The sequence below is a fragment of the Bacillus cereus group sp. MYBK139-1 genome (assembly GCF_051916915.1).
In the GTDB taxonomy this organism is placed as follows: domain Bacteria; phylum Bacillota; class Bacilli; order Bacillales; family Bacillaceae_G; genus Bacillus_A; species Bacillus_A pacificus.
Genome location: NZ_JBQAHO010000001.1, coordinates 1,398,143 through 1,416,835, shown reverse-complemented (window position 1 = coordinate 1,416,835; position 18,693 = coordinate 1,398,143). Strand labels below are relative to the sequence as shown.

The window sequence follows — 18,693 nt, the reverse complement described above, 5'->3', positions numbered from 1 at the left end:
ACGTCAGGTTTTTTGTTTCTAGTTTTGCGTTTCTTTCATACACTAAGAATAGTATGAAAAAAAGAAGGTGACGAAGGTGAAATTACATAAAGCTCTTCAGCCAAGTTTTATAAAACGAATGTACTATATGAGGTTTATTGGGAAGTTTACAAAAGCAGAGAGTGAGAAGAGTGGAGAGAATTTCTTTGTACAATGCCTATCGCCAATACCATTCACATTGCAAGAGCAATTGAAAAATGAACCATATGTATTTGAAGGTTTATGTAGCAATAAAAAGAATGAAAAAGTCTTTTCGGAATTAAAGAAAAGAAAACTAGAAAAGCAATTGATTATGTTTCGTCTCTATTATGAAAGAGGACATATATACGTGGAGTTAATTTGTACAGAAGAAGCGCGAGAAATAGCAAACGGTTATAAAATGATTCCAGTACCTAAAGTTTCCGATTATAAAAAGGGAGAGTCTTTAGAAAGAAAACTTAGTAATGGTTATTTGTCATTTCTAATGCCAAAATATCCGAAAGACTTTGAGCCTCCTGAATTATTGTGGCATGAGGGAAGGTTATATGGAAATATATCTTTAAAGTCATCGTCAATTAGTTCAATCGCATATTTTGAACAGCAGCGGGAATGTAAGTATATAGAACTTAATGACTGGATGAAGTATGTAGAAATAGCGGTAGAAGATCAATTATATTTTGTAAGCAATCATGTGTATGAGCAATTAAAAAAACGAATAACTGAAGAAGGTAAGCTTGTAGAGGTAGAGGAAATAAAAGTGCAAAAGGATGAATGGGAATGGGATGAGCGTGAATCCGTCTTTTTACAGTATGTGAAAAGTTTTGTACGTAATAAAGGGCTATATTTGGATGAAACAGATATTTATAACTTTCATATAAGTACAAAAACAAATATGTTGACGATTCTGGGTGGTATACCAGGTGCTGGAAAATCCCGTTTTGTGCAAGCTTATGCAGAAGCACTTGGATTACAATACGGGGAAGAATTGGTTTGGATACCGATTTCACCATCATATCAAGAACCACATGATTTACTTGGTTACCTTCACCCAAATGGTACTTTTATTGAAAGTGAAACAAAATTAGTTAGGGCGTTAATGAAGGCAAAAGAAAATCAAAATCAGCTGTATATAATCGTTTTTGATGAAATGAATATGTCACATATTGAGCATTGGTTTACTCCATTTCTATCTGTTCTTCAACTTGAAAAGCAAAATCGTATTTTAAATTTATATGAAGGTGTGCAAGAAAAAGAAAATCCAATTCCGCCAACAATTGAAATTGGAGAAAATATTATATTTGTTGGTACTGTGAATTTTGATGAAACGACGAAGGAGCTCTCAGATCGATTATTAGATCGGACGAATGTAATAACTTTACGAAAGATTCCGTTTTGTGAGATGTGCATGGAGCAAGAGAAAGTTGTATTACAACCACCTCTGAAAGTAACTGCAGGAGAATTTCGCATAAATTGGGTCAGGAATAAAACGATGATTGAGGTGTTTTCTGAAGAAGAGTTAGAGCTATTAGATAAGTTACATGGTGTATTGTCATCACACGATACGTCAAAGGGAATTTCTTTTCGATGTGCAAATGCAATTGCTACTTATTTGCAAAATATACCGTTCCAAAATAGTCATTCTTATATGATTAGTAGAGAAGAAGGATTTGATTTACAAATAAAGCAACGTGTATTGACGAAAATAAGAGGGACTGAAATGATGGTTGGGTCTTTACTTTCAGAGGAAGTAAAAAGGGGTGCAACATTAGTACCTCTTTTGCAATCTCCACTTGCAAACAGAGTATCTACATTTGAACACTCTATAGCATATATAAGAGAAAAGCGTAGAGAACTGGAGTTGTATGGCTATGCAAAATGATGGGCGATACGAAACAGAAATCGTTGATACGAAGGAAACGCTTCCTTTTGTATTAAAGTTAATTATTGGAACGGAGTCAAAAGGAGAATATATTTTATTAAATCGTCTTTGTACATCTGCAACAGCATTAGTTCAATGTATTTATAAAGTGCAAGAATTAAAACCAATTAGATTGCAATACCATTATGAAAATCCAATGAATATTACTTTTATATGGAATAAAGTATATGAAGGACAGAAAAATGTAAAAGAGACAAAATATGAAATAAATGAAAAAAAACAAAAGGTATTAATATATGAACATGGGAAAACGGAATTCTTTTATCCATGGCGTTGTGGTTTATATCATTTTGAGGTGAATATAGAAGATCGAACGTACTATGGTGCTTTCCAAGTCGTCCCAAAAAACTTTTTTGATGATCAATTTGAAATGATTCAAAACTATGTGAAGTCAATTTTAAATGAGTTGATTTTAGATAGAGGTTATTATAAAAAGACTTTCTCTGCTCTTAGTGATATTGAAGATTCTTCTTATTTAGTGTTACTTAGAAAGTTGCCACAAAAAATGAAAAAGATAAAGCAAATTTTTAAGAAAATAGAATCGCGTTCAAAATTTATACATGAATATAAATGGGAAGAAAAGGAGCGGAAAGCAACGAGGAAAGGAGCGGTAGTGGCGGAAAGAAAACCGTATGCAAAATATTATAATCGTAAGTTTATCGAACAAAAAAATAGTATGGAAAATGCATTTCTTAAATTTAAAGCGATGCAATTTCATCTTTATTTACTTGAAGCTGAAAGTTTTTTGCGTCAAACAATTGATATATTAGAACAAGCAAAAAAGAAGAAATCAGAAGAATTTCAAGCTGTAAAAACGATTATACAAACAATTGAGCGTAATGGATCAGTGACCGATAGAGAGAAACAAAAATATAAAAATATACATTTACTAAAAGAGGCAGATTTACGAAAAAGTTCTATGAAGATACAAGAATATAAAATTTTAGCTCATTTTGTACATAATAGTGTACAATACTTTCATACTTTAATGCATTCTCCATTTTGGAGAGAAGTTTCTGAAACGGGTAAGATGAACTCACATAATTTACCGATACCACATCAACAATTACTACAGCATTTAGATTTACTTCCACAATATACAGATCAATCTCCATCTTTATTATTTGTTTATAAACCAACTTTTTTAGTGTATGAATATTACGCTTTTTTTATCGTTATTTCCATGTTAGAGCAAATTGGTTTTGAAGCTAGAAATTCCATTCGTGAACAAATACAAGAGCATTTTTATGTAGATGGATTACAAGATGGAACGACAGTAGTTTTACATCGAGATGATATGAAAGTCCATGTGGCATTTAATGATTTAATTGAAACACATCCTCTTATTGCGTTAAGTAAAGGGAGTAATTTTTATAATGGAGAAGACACGAAGAAGCCAGATATTCGATTAGACTGTTATGTAAAGGAGAAAGAGAAATACGTATATCAATCTTCTATTATTATTGAAGTGAAGTATAGCCCAATGTACAATATTTTTCAGCACGTTGGGAATACGAAAGCAACTGAGCAAATGTATAAGTACTGGTCTATAAAATTTGTAGAAGAACAGGAGGGAAAGCGAATCTATCATCGAAGGGCCATTTATGAAGTCATTTGTGTATACCCAGGAAGTCATATGCATAGTAAAAAAATTGAGTCTGGATGCGGTGTTTTCTTGCAATTATACCCATATAAAACGAAACAAGGAGAAGAGAAATTAGCGGGAAAACATGGAATGGTACAAATTTTTGAGAAGTGGTTAAAAAGCATGAAGAAGTAAAAGAAATCCTTTTTTATAAAGGATTTTTTTAGATTAAGAAGAATTATATGCAGTATGGGAGACAGCTTCATATGATATGAATTTGCAAGTGATAGAAATATATTTTGAGAAGAACGGTACATGAGGGATAAAAGGCGATTATGATGGAATTTAATTTATTTTGCAGAATATAATAAGGCGTAAATGTTTTTAGTTGCATACGAAGATTTGTTCTTATATGATAGATAGTGAAAGCGTTATCAAAAACAAAGCGGCGATGGGAAAGGCGGGGAAATATGTTCCAGCGTGTTCAAACAAAGGAAGAACATTTTTGGTTCGAGCAACTATGGGGAGATTTTTGTGAAGAAAGAAACTTAATGTTCGTAGAACGTAATTTAAATCCATCACGATTTTTATTAATAGAAGATGAACATCATATCGGTACAGTAGAATGTATTAAGTATACGGTACCAGAACAATCAAATTCTGAGTTTTTCTATCCGTTTTCTAAAAATGATTTAGTGAAAGGTTTGCAAAATGTATATGAAATAGGCAAGTTAAGTATCGCGAAAACGTCTCGTGGGAGAGGACACTTCAAAAGACTAACAGCTATTTTATTTATGCATGCATTAGAAACGAAAGCAGAATGGTATATCGCAGCGGTTACAAAAAGAATGTATATGTATTTATTAACACTCGGTTTCCCAATTGAACCGATAGATAAGCCATTTCAATTTCATGATACTTTACAAGGTGTACCAGTACGAATTCATGCCCGAAAAGGGGCTACGCATTTGTATTCTTTAAAAGAATTTCGAGATGTAATTCAAGGAAATGCTCATGCACAGGCATTAATCGCAGAATACAGTAAGAATATTATGTTAACCAAATAACACGAAACGAATATGTATAATAAAGAGAATGCGATTTTAAAATGAAATCATTCTTCATGAAAAAGACCCTTATTATTTTAATAAGGGTCTAAAAATTATAATCCAAATATACTAAAAATCATTTTACGGCGCTTCGGTTTCTTTTCACGTTCATATATTGGTTTTGTATCGGGAGTAATATATATTGGTTCTTCTTTCTTGAGGGTAGCTTCTAGTTTTTGAATTCGCTCTAACATTTCCTCCATTTCACGGCGATGTTGTAAAAGTTGGTACGTAACAACATCATTTGCCTTATCTTGCATTTGTTCTTCCATTCGATCTAGTCTTCTTGTAATTGTGTTTAATTGAGCGGTTAATTGCTCAAAATCATGTGATGATATGTTTTGAACAATTGTATTTACTTGAGTTTTCAATTCTTCAACATCATTTGATGATGTTTTTTGAGTAGGGTGAGTGTTTTGGGACTTCTCTATTTGTGAAAGATGGTATTCTAACATTTGGTCTAAATCATCTTGTGTAAAAATAAAGTGACCATATTTATTTTTTTCTATAGTAAGATTTAATTGTTGTGCAATCCGGACAACAGCCTTTGGGCTAACACCTAATTTTTTTGCGATAAATGGTGTTTTATATTCCAAAATAATCCCTCCTATATATATCCTGTTGAATGATTTCGATCTATGAAGTAAGTTCCCTTCCAGTGTGACAAAAGAAGTGTGGAATCGGCAAAGAAAGTGTTTTTTCACGAAATGAAGCTAGGAAGAATATATCGTGAATATAAAAGTTTTTATCTTAAAATTTAGAATCATTTGACTGAGGGAAATGAATTAGATTATCATAATGATAAATATCTTTTTTATGTATGCATATAATATATAAAAAGGTGGTTGCTAATGTAGAATTTTGTTAGAGTATTAGAATGCTTACTTCACTTGAATAAAATTAAGTAGGAGGTGGCTTCCTTGCTTACAATGTAAGTAAGGAAAAGTATTTGGACATATATAGTATAAGTATAGTGATTGTTTTAATTGCCTTAACGGCATTTTTCGTTGCAGCAGAATTTGCAATTGTTAAAGTGCGAAGTTCACGAATTGACTATTTAATTGCAGAAGGAAATAATCGCGCAACATCTGTCAAAACAGTCATTACAAACTTAGACGAATATTTATCTGCTTGTCAGCTAGGAATAACAGTTACAGCACTGGGAATTGGGTGGTTCGGTAAACCTGCGTTAAAGCAAATGTTTGACACACTTTTTGTGAATTTGAACATTTCTACTCAACTAGCAGATATCTTTGCTGTAATTTTAGTGTTTTTGTTTATTACATTTTTACATGTTGTAATAGGGGAATTGGCTCCAAAAATATTTGCCATTCAAAAGGCTGAACAGGTGAGTTTATTTGTTGCTAAACCGTTAACTTTCTTTTATCGTATGGCGTTTCCATTTATTTGGCTATTAAATGGATCAGCCCGAATAATTACGAAATTGCTAGGGCTGAAACCACCGAAAGGGCACGATGAAGTTCATTCAGAAGAAGAATTACGGTTATTAGTTTCAGAAAGTTACAAAAACGGAGAGATTAATCAGTCTGAATATAAATATGTAAATAAAATCTTTGAATTTGATGATCGTATAGCAAAAGAGATAATGGTACCCCGAACTGAGATGCATATTATAAGTAAAGAAATGCCTGCTGAAGAAGCGTTGCAAAAAATGTCTCGGGAAAAATATACGAGATATCCAGTTGTTGATGGCGACAAAGATCACGTAATAGGCTTTGTGAATTTTAAAGATATTTTCACAGATTTTGTGCAGCATAATGCGGTTAGTAATAAGAAAGTAGAGCAATATATTAGGCCGATTATTTTAGTTATCGACTCCATCCCAATACACGACTTATTTTTAAAAATGCAAAAAGAAAGAACACATATTGCTATATTGATAGATGAATATGGTGGTACGTCTGGACTTGTTACTGTTGAAGACATTTTAGAAGAAATAGTTGGAGATATTCAAGATGAGTTTGATACAGATGAACAGCCAGAAATTCAACAAGTTAGTGAAACGAAAACAATACTAGAGGGAAAAGTACTTGTTAGTGAAGTAAATACGTTATTAGGTTTAACGATTGATGATAATGGTGTTGACACAATAGGTGGATGGATTTTAACGAAGAATATAGAAATTGCTGAAGAGGATTTCATTGAAATCGAAAATTATAAGTTTTGCGTGAAAGAATTAGATGGACACTATATAAAGAGACTAGAAGTTACAAAAACTGTAGAATCAATTGTTATTTTAGAAGATGAACAACAAATTTCATTACAAGAACAAATTAGTTCGTAGACTCTGCTAGATGGCAGAGTTTTTTTGAGCATAATGTTTTTTGCAGAATAAGGGCTATGTTACAATGACATAAGTCATACCTTTCACTAGGTGAAGTATTGTTGTATACATATATTTGAAAGGGGAAGAATTATGAAAAAGCATTTATACATAAATGGAGATTGGAAGTCTGTAAATACGTATAAACCATTATATGCACCATACTCTGAAGAAACATTAGCGGAAATCGCGCAAGGAACGGAAGAAGATGTAAAAGAGGCTGTTATTGCTGCAAAGAATGCAATGAAAGAAATGAATAGATTATCTGCATATGATCGTGCGACTATTTTAGAGAAAGTCGCACAAAAAATGAATGAAAGAAGAGAAGAATTTGCAGAGATTATTGCAAAAGAGGCTGCAAAACCAATACGTGCTGCAAGGGGAGAAGTAGATCGTACCGTTCAGACATACAAATTTGCAGCTGAAGAAGCGAAGCGTATATACGGTGAGACACTGCCACTTGATGCAGCACCTGGTGCAGATGGGCGCATTGCATACACAATACGAAAACCGATTGGGGTTATAGGAGCTATTACACCATTTAATTTTCCATTAAATTTAGTGGCACATAAAGTGGGCCCTGCAATTGCTGCTGGAAATACAGTTGTATTAAAACCAGCTGATCAAACGCCTCTATCATCTTATGCATTAGTTGAACTATTTGAAGAAGCAGGATTGCCAAAAGGGGCTTTAAATATTATTTCTGGTCCTGGTTCAACTGTAGGAGAAGCAATAGTTACAAATGATGATGTTGCTTCCATTACTTTTACGGGAAGTCCGAAAGTTGGACTTGGAATTAAGGCAAAGGCTGGGTTAAAGCGAGTTACGTTAGAACTAGGATCGAATGCTGCTGTTATTATTGATGAAGATGTTGAATTAACAGATGAATTAATTGAACGAGTAAAATGGGGAGCATTTGTTAATAATGGACAAGTTTGTATTTCGGTACAACGTGTTTTTGTACATGAAGAGAGAATGGATGAATTTTTATCTAAGTTACAGAAAGCGATGGAAACAGTTGTTGTTGGTGATCCGTTGCTTGAGGAAACGGATGTATCAGCTTTAATTTCGAAAAAAGATGTCGAGCGTATCGATAACTGGGTGCAAGAAGCAGTTCAAGAAGGAGCGAGCGTTTTGTATGGTGGTAACAAACGTGATGAAAGGATTTTTGAACCAACCGTATTAACGAATGTTCCAGAGCATGTATCTGTACAGTGCCAAGAAGTATTCGGTCCACTTATGACAGTAAATACATTTAAAGAATTTGATGAGGCCATAGAGCAAGTAAATCATTCACGTTATGGTCTACAAGCAGGCGTATTTACAAATAATTTGTTTAAAGCAATGCGTGCAATTGATGAATTAGAAGTTGGTGGTGTCATGATAAATGATATTCCAACGTTCAGAGTAGACCATATGCCTTACGGTGGTGTGAAAGAAAGTGGTACGGGGCGTGAAGGAATTAAATATGCAATCGAAGAAATGACAGAAATGAAATTAGTGTGTATTAAAAAATAAAGTAACTAGAACTTAAACATCGCAAAAAAACGAGCAGGAAATGTTTACGATTCCATACTCGTTTTTTTGTTTATTTGACGTTTCTTAGAATGATTTCATTTAATCAAGTGTACCTTTTACTTCATTTCTTGTTTGAAAATAGCATCTTCTACATAAATTTGTTCTTTGTCGACAGCAGTGCTATGAGATAATACTAAACCGATTGGTGTTTCTATACCTTTATTTTGAACAATTGTAAAAGGAACATTTTTTTCATTCGCTAATTTAATGTATTTTGATAAATGTGGGTAAGCAATGCCACCATTTAGGAATATTTGTAATGATTGAGAAGAGCGCATACTACTAGCTACTTCAGAATATACATTACTTTGCATTACTTGACCGATAGTTAAAGCGATTTCTACACGCTCACGTAATGTAGTTAAATACATATTACGTTCTTCTGGTTTGTTCTGCTTTTGGCCGTAAATGCCTTCTTGGAGATAATCTTCCACATTTTTATTTACCATATTTTTCACACCTTTCCTTTTCTATTGTACGAAAGAATGAAGCAGGATGCAAAAAAAGTCGCATCGAATATAAAAAATTTGAATGAAAGGAAGGAAAATGGAATGTAACAATCTAAACAATTAATAAAGTTATAAAAATTTTATCAACACATATTAACAAAATGTGACAATAATCTATTAACGAATCATGTTTTTTGTGTTAATATTCAAAATATAAAGGGTGTTCGTCGCATGGAAATGGAGGAATGGAGGTTTTTCCAATCGATAAGGATATTAAAGAAGTATTTTGTTCGCACTTGAAAAACAACAGGCACCAATTCGTTGAGAACTGGAAAAACAAAATGATAATTTCCGATAAAGATCCATTTAGACTAGAAGCAGTTCAAAATGGAGAGGATTTATTAGAGTTTATTATTGAACTTACTATGGAAGAAAAAGATATAAATTATCTTCAGCCATTATGCGAGAAAATTGCTATTGAACGTGCAGGAGCAGATGCGAATATAGGTGATTTTGTTTATAATGCAAATGTGGGAAGAAATGAGCTTTTCGAAGCGATGTGTGAATTAGATGTTAGTGCACGTGAATTGAAACCAATTATGGCCCAAATACATACTTGTTTTGACAAATTAATTTATTACACTGTTTTAAAATACTCGGAAATTATATCAAGAAATTTAGAGGAGAAACAGCAATATATTAACGAAACACATAAAGAAAGGCTGACGATTTTAGGGCAAATGTCAGCTAGTTTTGTACATGAATTTCGTAATCCGCTTACTTCCATTATGGGGTTTGTCAAATTATTAAAGGCAGACCATCCTAGTTTATCGTATTTAGATATTATTTCTCATGAATTAGACCAATTAAATTTTCGCATTTCGCAATTTTTACTCGTATCGAAAAAAGAAATGTGGACTGAATCTGAACGGTTTTGGCTAAATGATTTGTTTCAAGACATTATACAGTTCTTATATCCAAGTTTGGTCAATGCAAATGTTTCTATTGAAAAGAATTTGCCATATCCAATTCCGCTTACTGGTTATCGGAGTGAAGTGAGACAAGTATTTTTAAATATATTAATGAACTCAATTGACGCTCTTGAATCAATGAAAGAAGAACGAAAAATTATCATTGATGTATTTGAAGAAGATCAATCGATTCGAATTGTAATAAAAAATAACGGGCCAATGATTCCAGCTGAAAATGTAGAAACGATTTTTGAACCATTTGTAACTACTAAAAAGTTAGGAACTGGTATTGGGTTATTTGTATGTAAACAAATTGTAGAAAAACATAATGGGTCCATCATGTGTCGTTCAGATAATGATTGGACAGAATTTCAAATTGCATTTCAAAAATAAACAGTCTACACCAAATCAATGGTGTAGACTGTTTTAATTCGTAAGTATAACGGCTTCTAATTTAGGATCTTTCGTTGAATAACCTAAAATTGAAATTGTATAAATAATGTTCGGTTCGACTTTGAAATCCGGTATAGTTAGCAAGACACTTTGATTATCTGCAAGTGAAACTTCTATATCCGCTGTACCAGGGCTAACTTCTAAAAAATCTGTTATTTGTTTAAAGAGTACATTTTCAAATAAATGATCGCCACCTTTTAAACTTACATTTACAACAGAGGTATCGGGAGAAAAGTGCGCAAAGCGTATTTTTGCCTGGCCTGCTGGTAAATGAGTATTATCAAGCATAGGTTGTAATTGTAGATGATTATCACTATTTATTGCAGCAAAAGTATAAGTGTGATTTCCCATTATTGGTACTAAAGCTGAAAAGATGGGCGTTTCATTTCCGACAGGAACAATATCTATTCGGTACTTACCTTGTACTAATGTTAAATAGGGACTAAATTGTTTAAATGAAATATTTTTAATTACCTTTTGCCCATTTACTAAAATGTCAACGGCAGGTGTATTTGAAGCTGAATGAAAAAATCTTATGTGCGATGGTAAAGCAGCTTCTTGTGAATCTCTTTTTTCGTATGCCTGTACAAGATTCGTAAGCGCATCATAATATTTCATATATAGTTCTACATATTTTTTTGGATTATGAAATTGATAGTAACGAGCGAGCTGTTCGTAACGTGCAGCTTCTTGTCCATATTTTTCGATTTCAGATTGAGACATGAACATTCCTCCTTTGTCATCATTAAAACTATATGCTTAGCAAGAATGAGGTTATGCGAAAAAATTGTTTTTTAAAGGAGAAAGGTTGAAATTAATAATAAGTATTTTTTAAGGATAAGTTAAGTTTAGGTGAACGAGAGTTATAATTTTCTAGAGGATACAAAGATATATCATCCATATTGGGTGATGAAGTGTATATTTCGAAATGAAAAATTTGAGGGCATAACACGTGACATGTCGAAACCATGTCCTGAAACCCTTAGGAAACTAGGGATTTTTTTAATTATGGGCAAATACACATACAAAGTAATAATTGTCCTACATAAATTATAAAGGAAAGGTAGTTTGAAATTAAGGAAAGGAATGAAACCTTGGGATGGGGATATCCCGCAAGGAATTGTGAATGGAGTTATGGGCGGTTTTGTGCTTTATACTGTAGGATGAATTGTGATTTTGTAATACTATTGTTTCTATTTACGTTAGCAAGTGACGGTATTAACTGATAAAAGAGCGTCGTGCCGAACTGATTAATGTGGTTAATCGGTTCTTTTTTTATCCGACTTTAATGGGCAGTAAGACCCCCATCTCAAGATTCAGCGAAAACAAAGAAGTTAGGTGGGGGGGCAACTGCCCATAAAAGTCCGATTGGTGAGGGCTGATAATCAGTGGGGGATGAAGAAAACCCCCACTGATTAAAGTTTCACTTTATTGTATAAATGGAGGAGAATGCATGTGAAATATTGGGTTCTACAAAAATAATTGCTATGCATTTAGTAGGATTAATTGTCGAGATTTGTTTAAAAATATGCAATATAAAGTAGGAGAACAGGAAGGAGTTTAAAGGGAGTTTCGTCGAAGTTTACACAATGTCGGCATTTGAGAGAAGCTGACATTATGTTGGAAAAATATTTAGTGAAGCGTTAATTTTATATAAGGGAGGGTTATTTGAGCGTATAGATAAGGGTTGGTCTTTAATTTAAGTTCTGAATTTTCTGTTTTTAAATTGATATTTAGCACTCATTTGTATATTTTATAATAGTTTTTTGATAAATTCACTGCTTTCGCAGAGGGTTCTTTTTTATGAAAGAAACGTCAATTTTCTTCATATATATATACAAATTGGAGAAATGGGGGAGCGCTATGCGCGATTACTTAATTAAACCACTTGTTGGTCAGCCGTATCCAATGATTTCACATGGAAAAGGTGTGTATTTGTATGATCAAAACGGAAATAAATATTTTGATGGCTCGTCAGGAGCAATTACGGCAGGTATTGGGCATGGCGTAAAGGAGATTGCGGATGTAATCAAAAAGCAAGCAGAGGAGATTGCTTTCGTTTATAGATCACAGTTTACGAGTGAACCAGCTGAAAAATTAGCTAAGAAATTAAGCGATTTAAGTGTAGGAGATTTGAACTGGAGCTTTTTTGTAAATAGTGGTACGGAAGCAAATGAAACAGCTATGAAAATTGCAATTCAACATTTTCAAGAGCGAGGTATTCAAGGGAAACATAAAATTTTGTCACGATGGATGAGTTATCACGGTATTACGATGGGCGCCTTATCAATGTCTGGGCATCCACTGCGTAGACAACGTTTCGTGTCAATTTTAGAAGATTATCCAACTATTCCAGCTCCATATTGTTTTAGATGTCCAGTGCAAAAGGTATATCCAACTTGTCAGCTTGCTTGTGCGACTGAACTAGAAAGATCAATTGAAAGAATTGGAGCAGAACATATTGCAGCTTTTATTGCTGAACCGATTATTGGAGCAGCTGGAGGTGCAGTCGTTCCGCCGAAAGAATATTATAAAGTTATTAAAGACATTTGTAGTCATTACGATATTTTATTTATTGCTGATGAAGTAATGACTGGGCTTGGTCGTACTGGCGCATGGTTCGCGATGGAGCATTGGGGTGTAGAACCAGATATTATGACCCTTGGTAAAGGTTTAGGAGCTGGATACACACCGATGGCAGCCACGGTTGTAAGTGACCGTGTTATGGAGCCGATTTTACGAGGGTCGCGTTCTGTTATGAGTGGGCATACGTTAAGTGCAAATCCATTATCTGCAGCAACAGCTCTAGCTGTTATTGAATATATGGAGAAACATAATCTACCTGAAAAAACAGCGGAAAAGGGAGAGTATTTAATAAAAGGATTACAGAAAGTTCAGCAACAATCGACAATCATTGCTGATGTGCGCGGAAAAGGGTTGCTGATTGGTGTAGAATTGCAACCGTTTACAAAAGCGTCGGAACTTATTTCGGTTGCAGCTAAAAATGGTCTTCTTTTATACCAAGCTGTTTCAGGGCAAGCAGGAAAAGAAGATAGTGCACTGCTTGTAGCACCGCCAATGACAACTACATATTCCGAGTTAGATGAATTACTTTCAATTTTTGCAAAAAGTGTTGAAGAAATGATGCAAAAAGGAGGGCATAGTATCGCATGACAACTATTACGAATACATTCAGTAAATTAAAAGAGATAGAGGAAGTAATTTCTTTATTCCACGATGATATGACATTAATGTTTGGGGGATTTGGGGGGATTGGATCCCCTCCATCTTTAATACAGGCGATTTTAGAACAAGGAGTTACAAATTTAAATTTAATTGGAAATGATACAGGATTTCCTGATGTAGGAATCGGTCGTCTCGTTACGAATGAAAGAGTAAAATCATTAATTACTTCTCATATTGGATCAAATCCAAATGCAGGAAGACAACTAAACGAAGGAAGGTTACAAATTGAGTTTTCTCCTCAAGGAACATTAGCAGAGCGTATTCGCGCTGGTGGTGTAGGACTTGGTGGCGTATTAGTTGATGTAGGTGTTGATACGGTTGTAGAAGAGGGAAAACGTACTGTTGAAATGAATGGTAAAACATATTTAGTTGAAACAGCATTAACTGCTGAGGTTGCGATTGTATACGCGAAAAAGGCGGATCCGTTCGGTAACCTTGTGTTTGATAAGAGCGCTCGTAACATGAACCCTCACGTAGCTATGGCCGGGGATATAACGATTGTAGAAGCAGAAGAAATTGTTCCACTTGGAAGTTTAGATCCAGAAGAAATTGTTGTCCCAGGAGTATTTGTAAATTATATCGTACCGTCGGAAGGAGTGAATTGGAAATGGGTATGGGCGTAGAAGTGAGAGATAAGATTGCTAGACGTGCAGCGAAAGAAATACAAAATGGTATGATTGTAAATTTGGGAATTGGTATACCATCACTTGTACCGAATCATTTGCCTGACGATATAAACGTTATGTTTCATGCAGAAAATGGAATTGTAGGTATGGGACCTACGCCAAGTAAAGGAAATGAGGACGAAAATTTATGTAACGCAGCAGGTTTGCCAACTTCTCTTATTACAGGAGCAAGTTATTTTGATAGTTGCACAGCGTTTGGGATGATTCGAAAAGGTTTACTAGATATAACGATTCTTGGTTCATTACAAGTAAGTGAGAATGGTGATTTAGCAAACTGGATTGTTCCAGGGAAACGCGTTCCAGGTATTGGAGGAGCAATGGATTTAGCTCAAAAAGCGAAGCGGGTCGTTGTTGTGATGAATCATGTCGATAAATACGGAAATGCAAAAATTGTTTCGGAGTGTACATTACCATTAACTTCAAAAAAATGTGTGGATTTAATTATTACGGATATGGCAGTAATGGAAGTAACGCAGGATGGACTTATTTTACAAGAATTGATGAGCCCATACACAGTGGAAGATATAAAACAACATACAGAAGCGGATTTTAAAATTGGCTCTAACTTACTAGTAATTGAATGAGGGGAGATGTAATATATGGAGCAATTAAAAAAACAAGTTTGTGATTATATTGAGAGTCATGAAGAAGAAAGCGTAAAATTTTTAAAACGATTAATTCAAGAAAAGAGCGTATCTGGTGATGAAAGTGGTGCGCAGGCAATTGTGATTGAAAAATTACGTGAGCTAGGTTTAGATCTTGATATATGGGAGCCATCATTTTCTAAAATGAAAGATCATCCTTATTTTGTATCACCGCGTACAAGTTTTTCAGATAGCCCGAACATTGTGGCAACCCTTAAAGGAAGTGGTGACGGGAAATCTATGATATTAAATGGGCATATTGATGTCGTACCAGAAGGAGATGTGAATCAGTGGGACCATCATCCTTATAGTGGTGAGAAAATAGGAAATCGTATATATGGTCGTGGAACAACAGATATGAAGGGCGGCAATGTCGCATTAATGCTTGCGATGGAAGCAATTATTGAATCTCGTATTGAATTAAAAGGAGATATTTATTTTCAAAGTGTAATAGAAGAAGAAAGCGGCGGAGCAGGAACATTAGCAACTATATTACGAGGATATAAAGCGGATGGTGTCATTATTCCAGAGCCAACAAATATGAAGTTTTTCCCGAAACAACAAGGATCCATGTGGTTTCGTCTACATGTGAAAGGGAAAGCAGCACACGGTGGGACGCGTTATGAAGGAGTAAGTGCAATTGAAAAAAGTATGTTTGTTGTAGAGCATTTGAGAAAGCTGGAAGAGAAGAGAAATGAGCGAATTACAGACCCATTATTTAAAGGAATCCCGATTCCAATTCCAATTAATATTGGGAAAATTGAAGGCGGTAGCTGGCCAAGTTCTGTTCCTGATTCGTTAATTTTAGAAGGAAGATGCGGTATTGCGCCGAATGAGACTATAGAGGCAGCAAAAGAAGAGTTCGAGAATTGGATCGCTGAATTAAATGATGTGGACAATTGGTTTGTTGAAAATCCTGTAGAAGTCGAATGGTTTGGAGCAAGATGGGTTCCTGGTGAACTAGAAGAAAATCATGAGTTAATTACAAAGCTTGAACATAACTTTGTTGAAATTGAAGGGAACAAACCGATTATTGAAGCATCACCGTGGGGGACTGATGGAGGTTTATTTACACAAATCGCAGGTGTACCAACGATAGTATTTGGCCCAGGAGAAACGAAAGTAGCGCATTATCCAAACGAATATATAGAAGTTGATAAAATGATAGCTGCCGCAAAAATTATTGCATGTACATTACTAGATTGGTGTGAGGTGAAAAAATGAAATACTATGAATCTTTTAGAAAACAGACGAATGGCTATACAGTAGAAGGCGTTTTGGACTATTTTAATAAACGTATTCGAGTAGACCACTACACAGGAAATATTGAGAGAATCATCCAAACAATTGACGAATTAGCAGAGAAACATTCTTTCACTAAATGTATTGTTAAAGGAAAGGGAGAGCATGTTTCAACATGGCTCTCTTTCGGTTTTTTATTAGAAGCAACATTACCACATTATTTTCAAGGTCACGATGCATACTTCTTCGTGAAATTTAATAATGATGAAAGACGAAATAGTATTCATTGGGCTGAGGAAGATACCATTTTAAGCGGTGTAAAAGCAAAAGAAGTAAAGGAAAAAATAGTTCCGGAAAAATTTCTATTAAGAAAAGCGACAGAAGAGGACGCCGAAGAATTAGCAGCTGTCTTTGGAAAAGTATTTGAAGTGTATCCGACTCCTTTAAACGAAGCGAGTTATGTAAAACAAACGATGAAAGAAGACGATACAATTTACTATGTGTATGAATTCGAGGGGAAAATAATTAGTACAGCGTCTGCAGAAATGAATATAAAAGAAGGAAATGCAGAATTAACGAATTGTGCGACCTTACCCGAATATCGTAAACATGGGTTTATGAAAAGTTTATTAATTAAGTTAGAAGAAGAACTTCAAGAAAAATCGATTTTCTGTTCTTATACAATTGCTCGATCGCTTTCTTTCGGAATGAATGCAGCCTTTCATCAGTTAGGCTATACGTATACAGGAAGATTGGCGAACAATTGCTACATTTTTGATAAGCTGGAAGATATGAATATATGGGTAAAAGATTTGTCTAAATAGTACGTTATAAAAATAGAACGGAATCGTCATGCTTATAATCGCACATAGGTATGCCGGAAATTCGGCATAGTATTTGCTGGATTTTCGGCAAGAGGGGGGATGACATTGCTAGCAGTTTCGACACAAGAAGTCATTGAAGCGATTTTGGGCAGTATTGATGAGGCTATACACGCAGTAGATGAAAATGGTATTACAATTTTCTATAATACTGTAGCTGCAAAACACGATGGATCAAAAATTGAAAAAGTGTTAGGTAAACATTTGTTAGAAGCGTTCCCTTCTTTATCTAGGGAAACAAGTACGTTGATGAAAGTATTAGATACAAAAAAACCAATCGTTCATCAAGTGCAGCATTATCAAAATTTAAATGGAGAAGACATTTGTACAGTAAATACGACGCTACCTATTTTCATAGATGGAAATATTGCTGGAGCTGTTGAAATTGCAAAGGATTATTCGACAGTACAAAAGCTTACGGATACAATAGTCGATTTGCAGTCGAAAATAAAGCGGTCATCTAGAAAAAAAGCGATTAAAAAGGATGTTGCATTTGAGACGATAGTGACGAATGATGCTCGGTTTAAACAGACGAAAGAATTAGCACAAAAAGTAGCACCAACTGATGCGAATGTTTTAATATATGGGGAAACAGGAACAGGGAAAGAGTTATTTGTACAAGCGATTCATGAAGCTTCTAAGCGGAAGAACAAGCCGTTTATTGCACAAAACTGTGCTGCTTTGCCAGAGTCTCTATTAGAAAGTTTATTGTTTGGAACGACGAAAGGTAGTTATACGGGGGCAACTGAACGAGCAGGATTATTTGAACTTGTAGATGGAGGGACATTGTTTTTAGATGAACTGAATTCAATGCCACTCGATTTACAAGCGAAAATGCTACGTGTATTAGAAGATGGTGTTATTCGTCGTATTGGTGATAATAAGACGAGAAAAGTAGATGTTCGCGTTATTACCGCAATGAATCAGCCACCAGAAATATGTTTAAAAGAGAATAAAATTCGCACTGATTTATACTATCGATTAAATGTCTTTTCATTATATATTCCGCCGCTCCGTGAAAGAACGGAGGATGTATTATTGTTAGCGTCTTATTTTTTGAAAGAATATAATAAAAGTTATAAAAAAGGTGTACTTCAAATGGATAAGGAAGCGAAGGAAAGACTACAAGCTTACCAATGGCCTGGAAATGTTCGGGAGTTAAAACATACGATTGAACATGCTGTCATTATTACAGAAGGGAATACATTAACAGCTAATTGTTTACCGCGTACATTTCGGAAAGAGAGTTTTCCAAAGAAGAAGGGCATATTGCCTCTTAGAGAAGCACTTCATCAAACGGAAAAAGAATTAATAGATCAAGCGTTAATTGAAACGGAAGGGAATATATTACAAGCTGCAAAAATGTTAGGTATCCCTCGTCAGACGCTTCAATATAAACTGAGTAAGTACGACAAAACCGCCGAATAATTGGCGGTTTTTGTGTGTTTGCACCAATAAAAGAGCGTTTACATATATAAAAAGTAATGAATATGATAGTATGTATGAATTTCATACAGTGCTTAAAAATATTTTTTGCGCTTATATAAT

15 protein-coding genes are annotated in these 18,693 nt (G+C 34.4%); 12 read left to right on the top strand and 3 right to left on the bottom strand.

What is annotated here, in order from left to right; translation table 11 throughout:
* Nucleotides 1–76: 76 nt before the first annotated feature.
* From ACTFRS_RS07205 to ACTFRS_RS07195, 3 genes are all read left to right on the top strand, one after another.
* Nucleotides 77–1,897 carry an AAA family ATPase gene (locus ACTFRS_RS07205; protein WP_139867298.1) on the top strand — a complete coding sequence of 607 codons (1,821 nt, stop codon included), beginning with the start codon at nucleotides 77–79 and terminating at the stop codon, nucleotides 1,895–1,897.
* A complete protein-coding gene (locus tag ACTFRS_RS07200) occupies nucleotides 1,887–3,737 on the top strand; it encodes a hypothetical protein (protein ID WP_242294022.1) in 1,851 nt (616 codons plus the stop codon). The genes ACTFRS_RS07205 and ACTFRS_RS07200 overlap by 11 nt, the downstream gene beginning before the upstream one ends.
* Before the next feature lie 275 nt (nucleotides 3,738–4,012).
* Entirely contained in the window at nucleotides 4,013–4,609 is a 597-nt protein-coding gene (locus ACTFRS_RS07195; RefSeq protein WP_242294021.1) for a hypothetical protein, read from the top strand.
* Between the two features lie 95 nt (nucleotides 4,610–4,704).
* Here ACTFRS_RS07195 and racA read toward each other — a convergent pair whose 3' ends face one another.
* The gene (gene racA, locus ACTFRS_RS07190; protein ID WP_000456007.1) at nucleotides 4,705–5,247 is read right to left on the bottom strand and encodes a chromosome-anchoring protein RacA; all 543 of its coding nucleotides are present in this window, start codon (nucleotides 5,245–5,247) and stop codon (nucleotides 4,705–4,707) included.
* Nucleotides 5,248–5,600: 353 nt separating this feature from the next.
* On the opposite strand from racA, the gene ACTFRS_RS07185 reads away from it, so the two are divergent.
* Together ACTFRS_RS07185 and ACTFRS_RS07180 are read left to right on the top strand one after the other, a co-directional pair.
* Complete coding sequence (locus ACTFRS_RS07185; RefSeq protein WP_242294019.1) at nucleotides 5,601–6,956, top strand: hemolysin family protein; 1,356 nt, start codon at nucleotides 5,601–5,603, stop codon at nucleotides 6,954–6,956.
* Nucleotides 6,957–7,088: 132 nt separating this feature from the next.
* Nucleotides 7,089–8,513: an aldehyde dehydrogenase family protein gene (locus tag ACTFRS_RS07180; protein ID WP_242294018.1), complete on the top strand. Its 1,425-nt coding sequence runs from the start codon at nucleotides 7,089–7,091 to the stop codon at nucleotides 8,511–8,513.
* Between the two features lie 116 nt (nucleotides 8,514–8,629).
* Here ACTFRS_RS07180 and ACTFRS_RS07175 read toward each other — a convergent pair whose 3' ends face one another.
* Nucleotides 8,630–9,022: a YueI family protein gene (locus ACTFRS_RS07175; RefSeq protein WP_000247570.1), complete on the bottom strand. Its 393-nt coding sequence runs from the start codon at nucleotides 9,020–9,022 to the stop codon at nucleotides 8,630–8,632.
* Between the two features lie 245 nt (nucleotides 9,023–9,267).
* Between ACTFRS_RS07175 and ACTFRS_RS07170 the strand changes: the two genes are divergently transcribed.
* Nucleotides 9,268–10,386, top strand: a complete 1,119-nt coding sequence (locus ACTFRS_RS07170; RefSeq protein WP_000451748.1) for a BA2291 family sporulation histidine kinase — start codon at nucleotides 9,268–9,270, stop codon at nucleotides 10,384–10,386.
* A gap of 33 nt (nucleotides 10,387–10,419) precedes the next feature.
* Here ACTFRS_RS07170 and ACTFRS_RS07165 read toward each other — a convergent pair whose 3' ends face one another.
* The gene (locus ACTFRS_RS07165) at nucleotides 10,420–11,169 is read right to left on the bottom strand and encodes a DUF4397 domain-containing protein (RefSeq protein ID WP_139867287.1); all 750 of its coding nucleotides are present in this window, start codon (nucleotides 11,167–11,169) and stop codon (nucleotides 10,420–10,422) included.
* Between the two features lie 1,140 nt (nucleotides 11,170–12,309).
* On the opposite strand from ACTFRS_RS07165, the gene ACTFRS_RS07160 reads away from it, so the two are divergent.
* The 6 genes from ACTFRS_RS07160 to rocR all read left to right on the top strand — a co-directional run bounded on the left by ACTFRS_RS07160 (nucleotide 12,310) and on the right by rocR (nucleotide 18,573).
* Complete coding sequence (locus tag ACTFRS_RS07160; protein WP_001205894.1) at nucleotides 12,310–13,620, top strand: aspartate aminotransferase family protein; 1,311 nt, start codon at nucleotides 12,310–12,312, stop codon at nucleotides 13,618–13,620.
* Nucleotides 13,617–14,315 (top strand): acetate CoA-transferase subunit alpha, encoded by a 699-nt coding sequence (gene atoD, locus ACTFRS_RS07155; protein ID WP_139867285.1) that lies wholly within the window; start codon nucleotides 13,617–13,619, stop codon nucleotides 14,313–14,315. The genes ACTFRS_RS07160 and atoD overlap by 4 nt, the downstream gene beginning before the upstream one ends.
* The gene (locus ACTFRS_RS07150) at nucleotides 14,300–14,962 is read left to right on the top strand and encodes a CoA transferase subunit B (protein WP_000525280.1); all 663 of its coding nucleotides are present in this window, start codon (nucleotides 14,300–14,302) and stop codon (nucleotides 14,960–14,962) included. The genes atoD and ACTFRS_RS07150 overlap by 16 nt, the downstream gene beginning before the upstream one ends.
* A gap of 15 nt (nucleotides 14,963–14,977) precedes the next feature.
* Nucleotides 14,978–16,246, top strand: a complete 1,269-nt coding sequence (locus ACTFRS_RS07145) for a peptidase (protein ID WP_139867283.1) — start codon at nucleotides 14,978–14,980, stop codon at nucleotides 16,244–16,246.
* Nucleotides 16,243–17,088, top strand: coding sequence for a putative beta-lysine N-acetyltransferase (gene ablB, locus ACTFRS_RS07140; protein WP_139867281.1), 846 nt, complete (start codon nucleotides 16,243–16,245; stop codon nucleotides 17,086–17,088). Before ACTFRS_RS07145 ends, ablB begins: the two co-directional genes overlap by 4 nt.
* A gap of 99 nt (nucleotides 17,089–17,187) precedes the next feature.
* Complete coding sequence (rocR, locus tag ACTFRS_RS07135) at nucleotides 17,188–18,573, top strand: arginine utilization transcriptional regulator RocR (protein WP_139867279.1); 1,386 nt, start codon at nucleotides 17,188–17,190, stop codon at nucleotides 18,571–18,573.
* Nucleotides 18,574–18,693 lie beyond the last annotated feature (120 nt).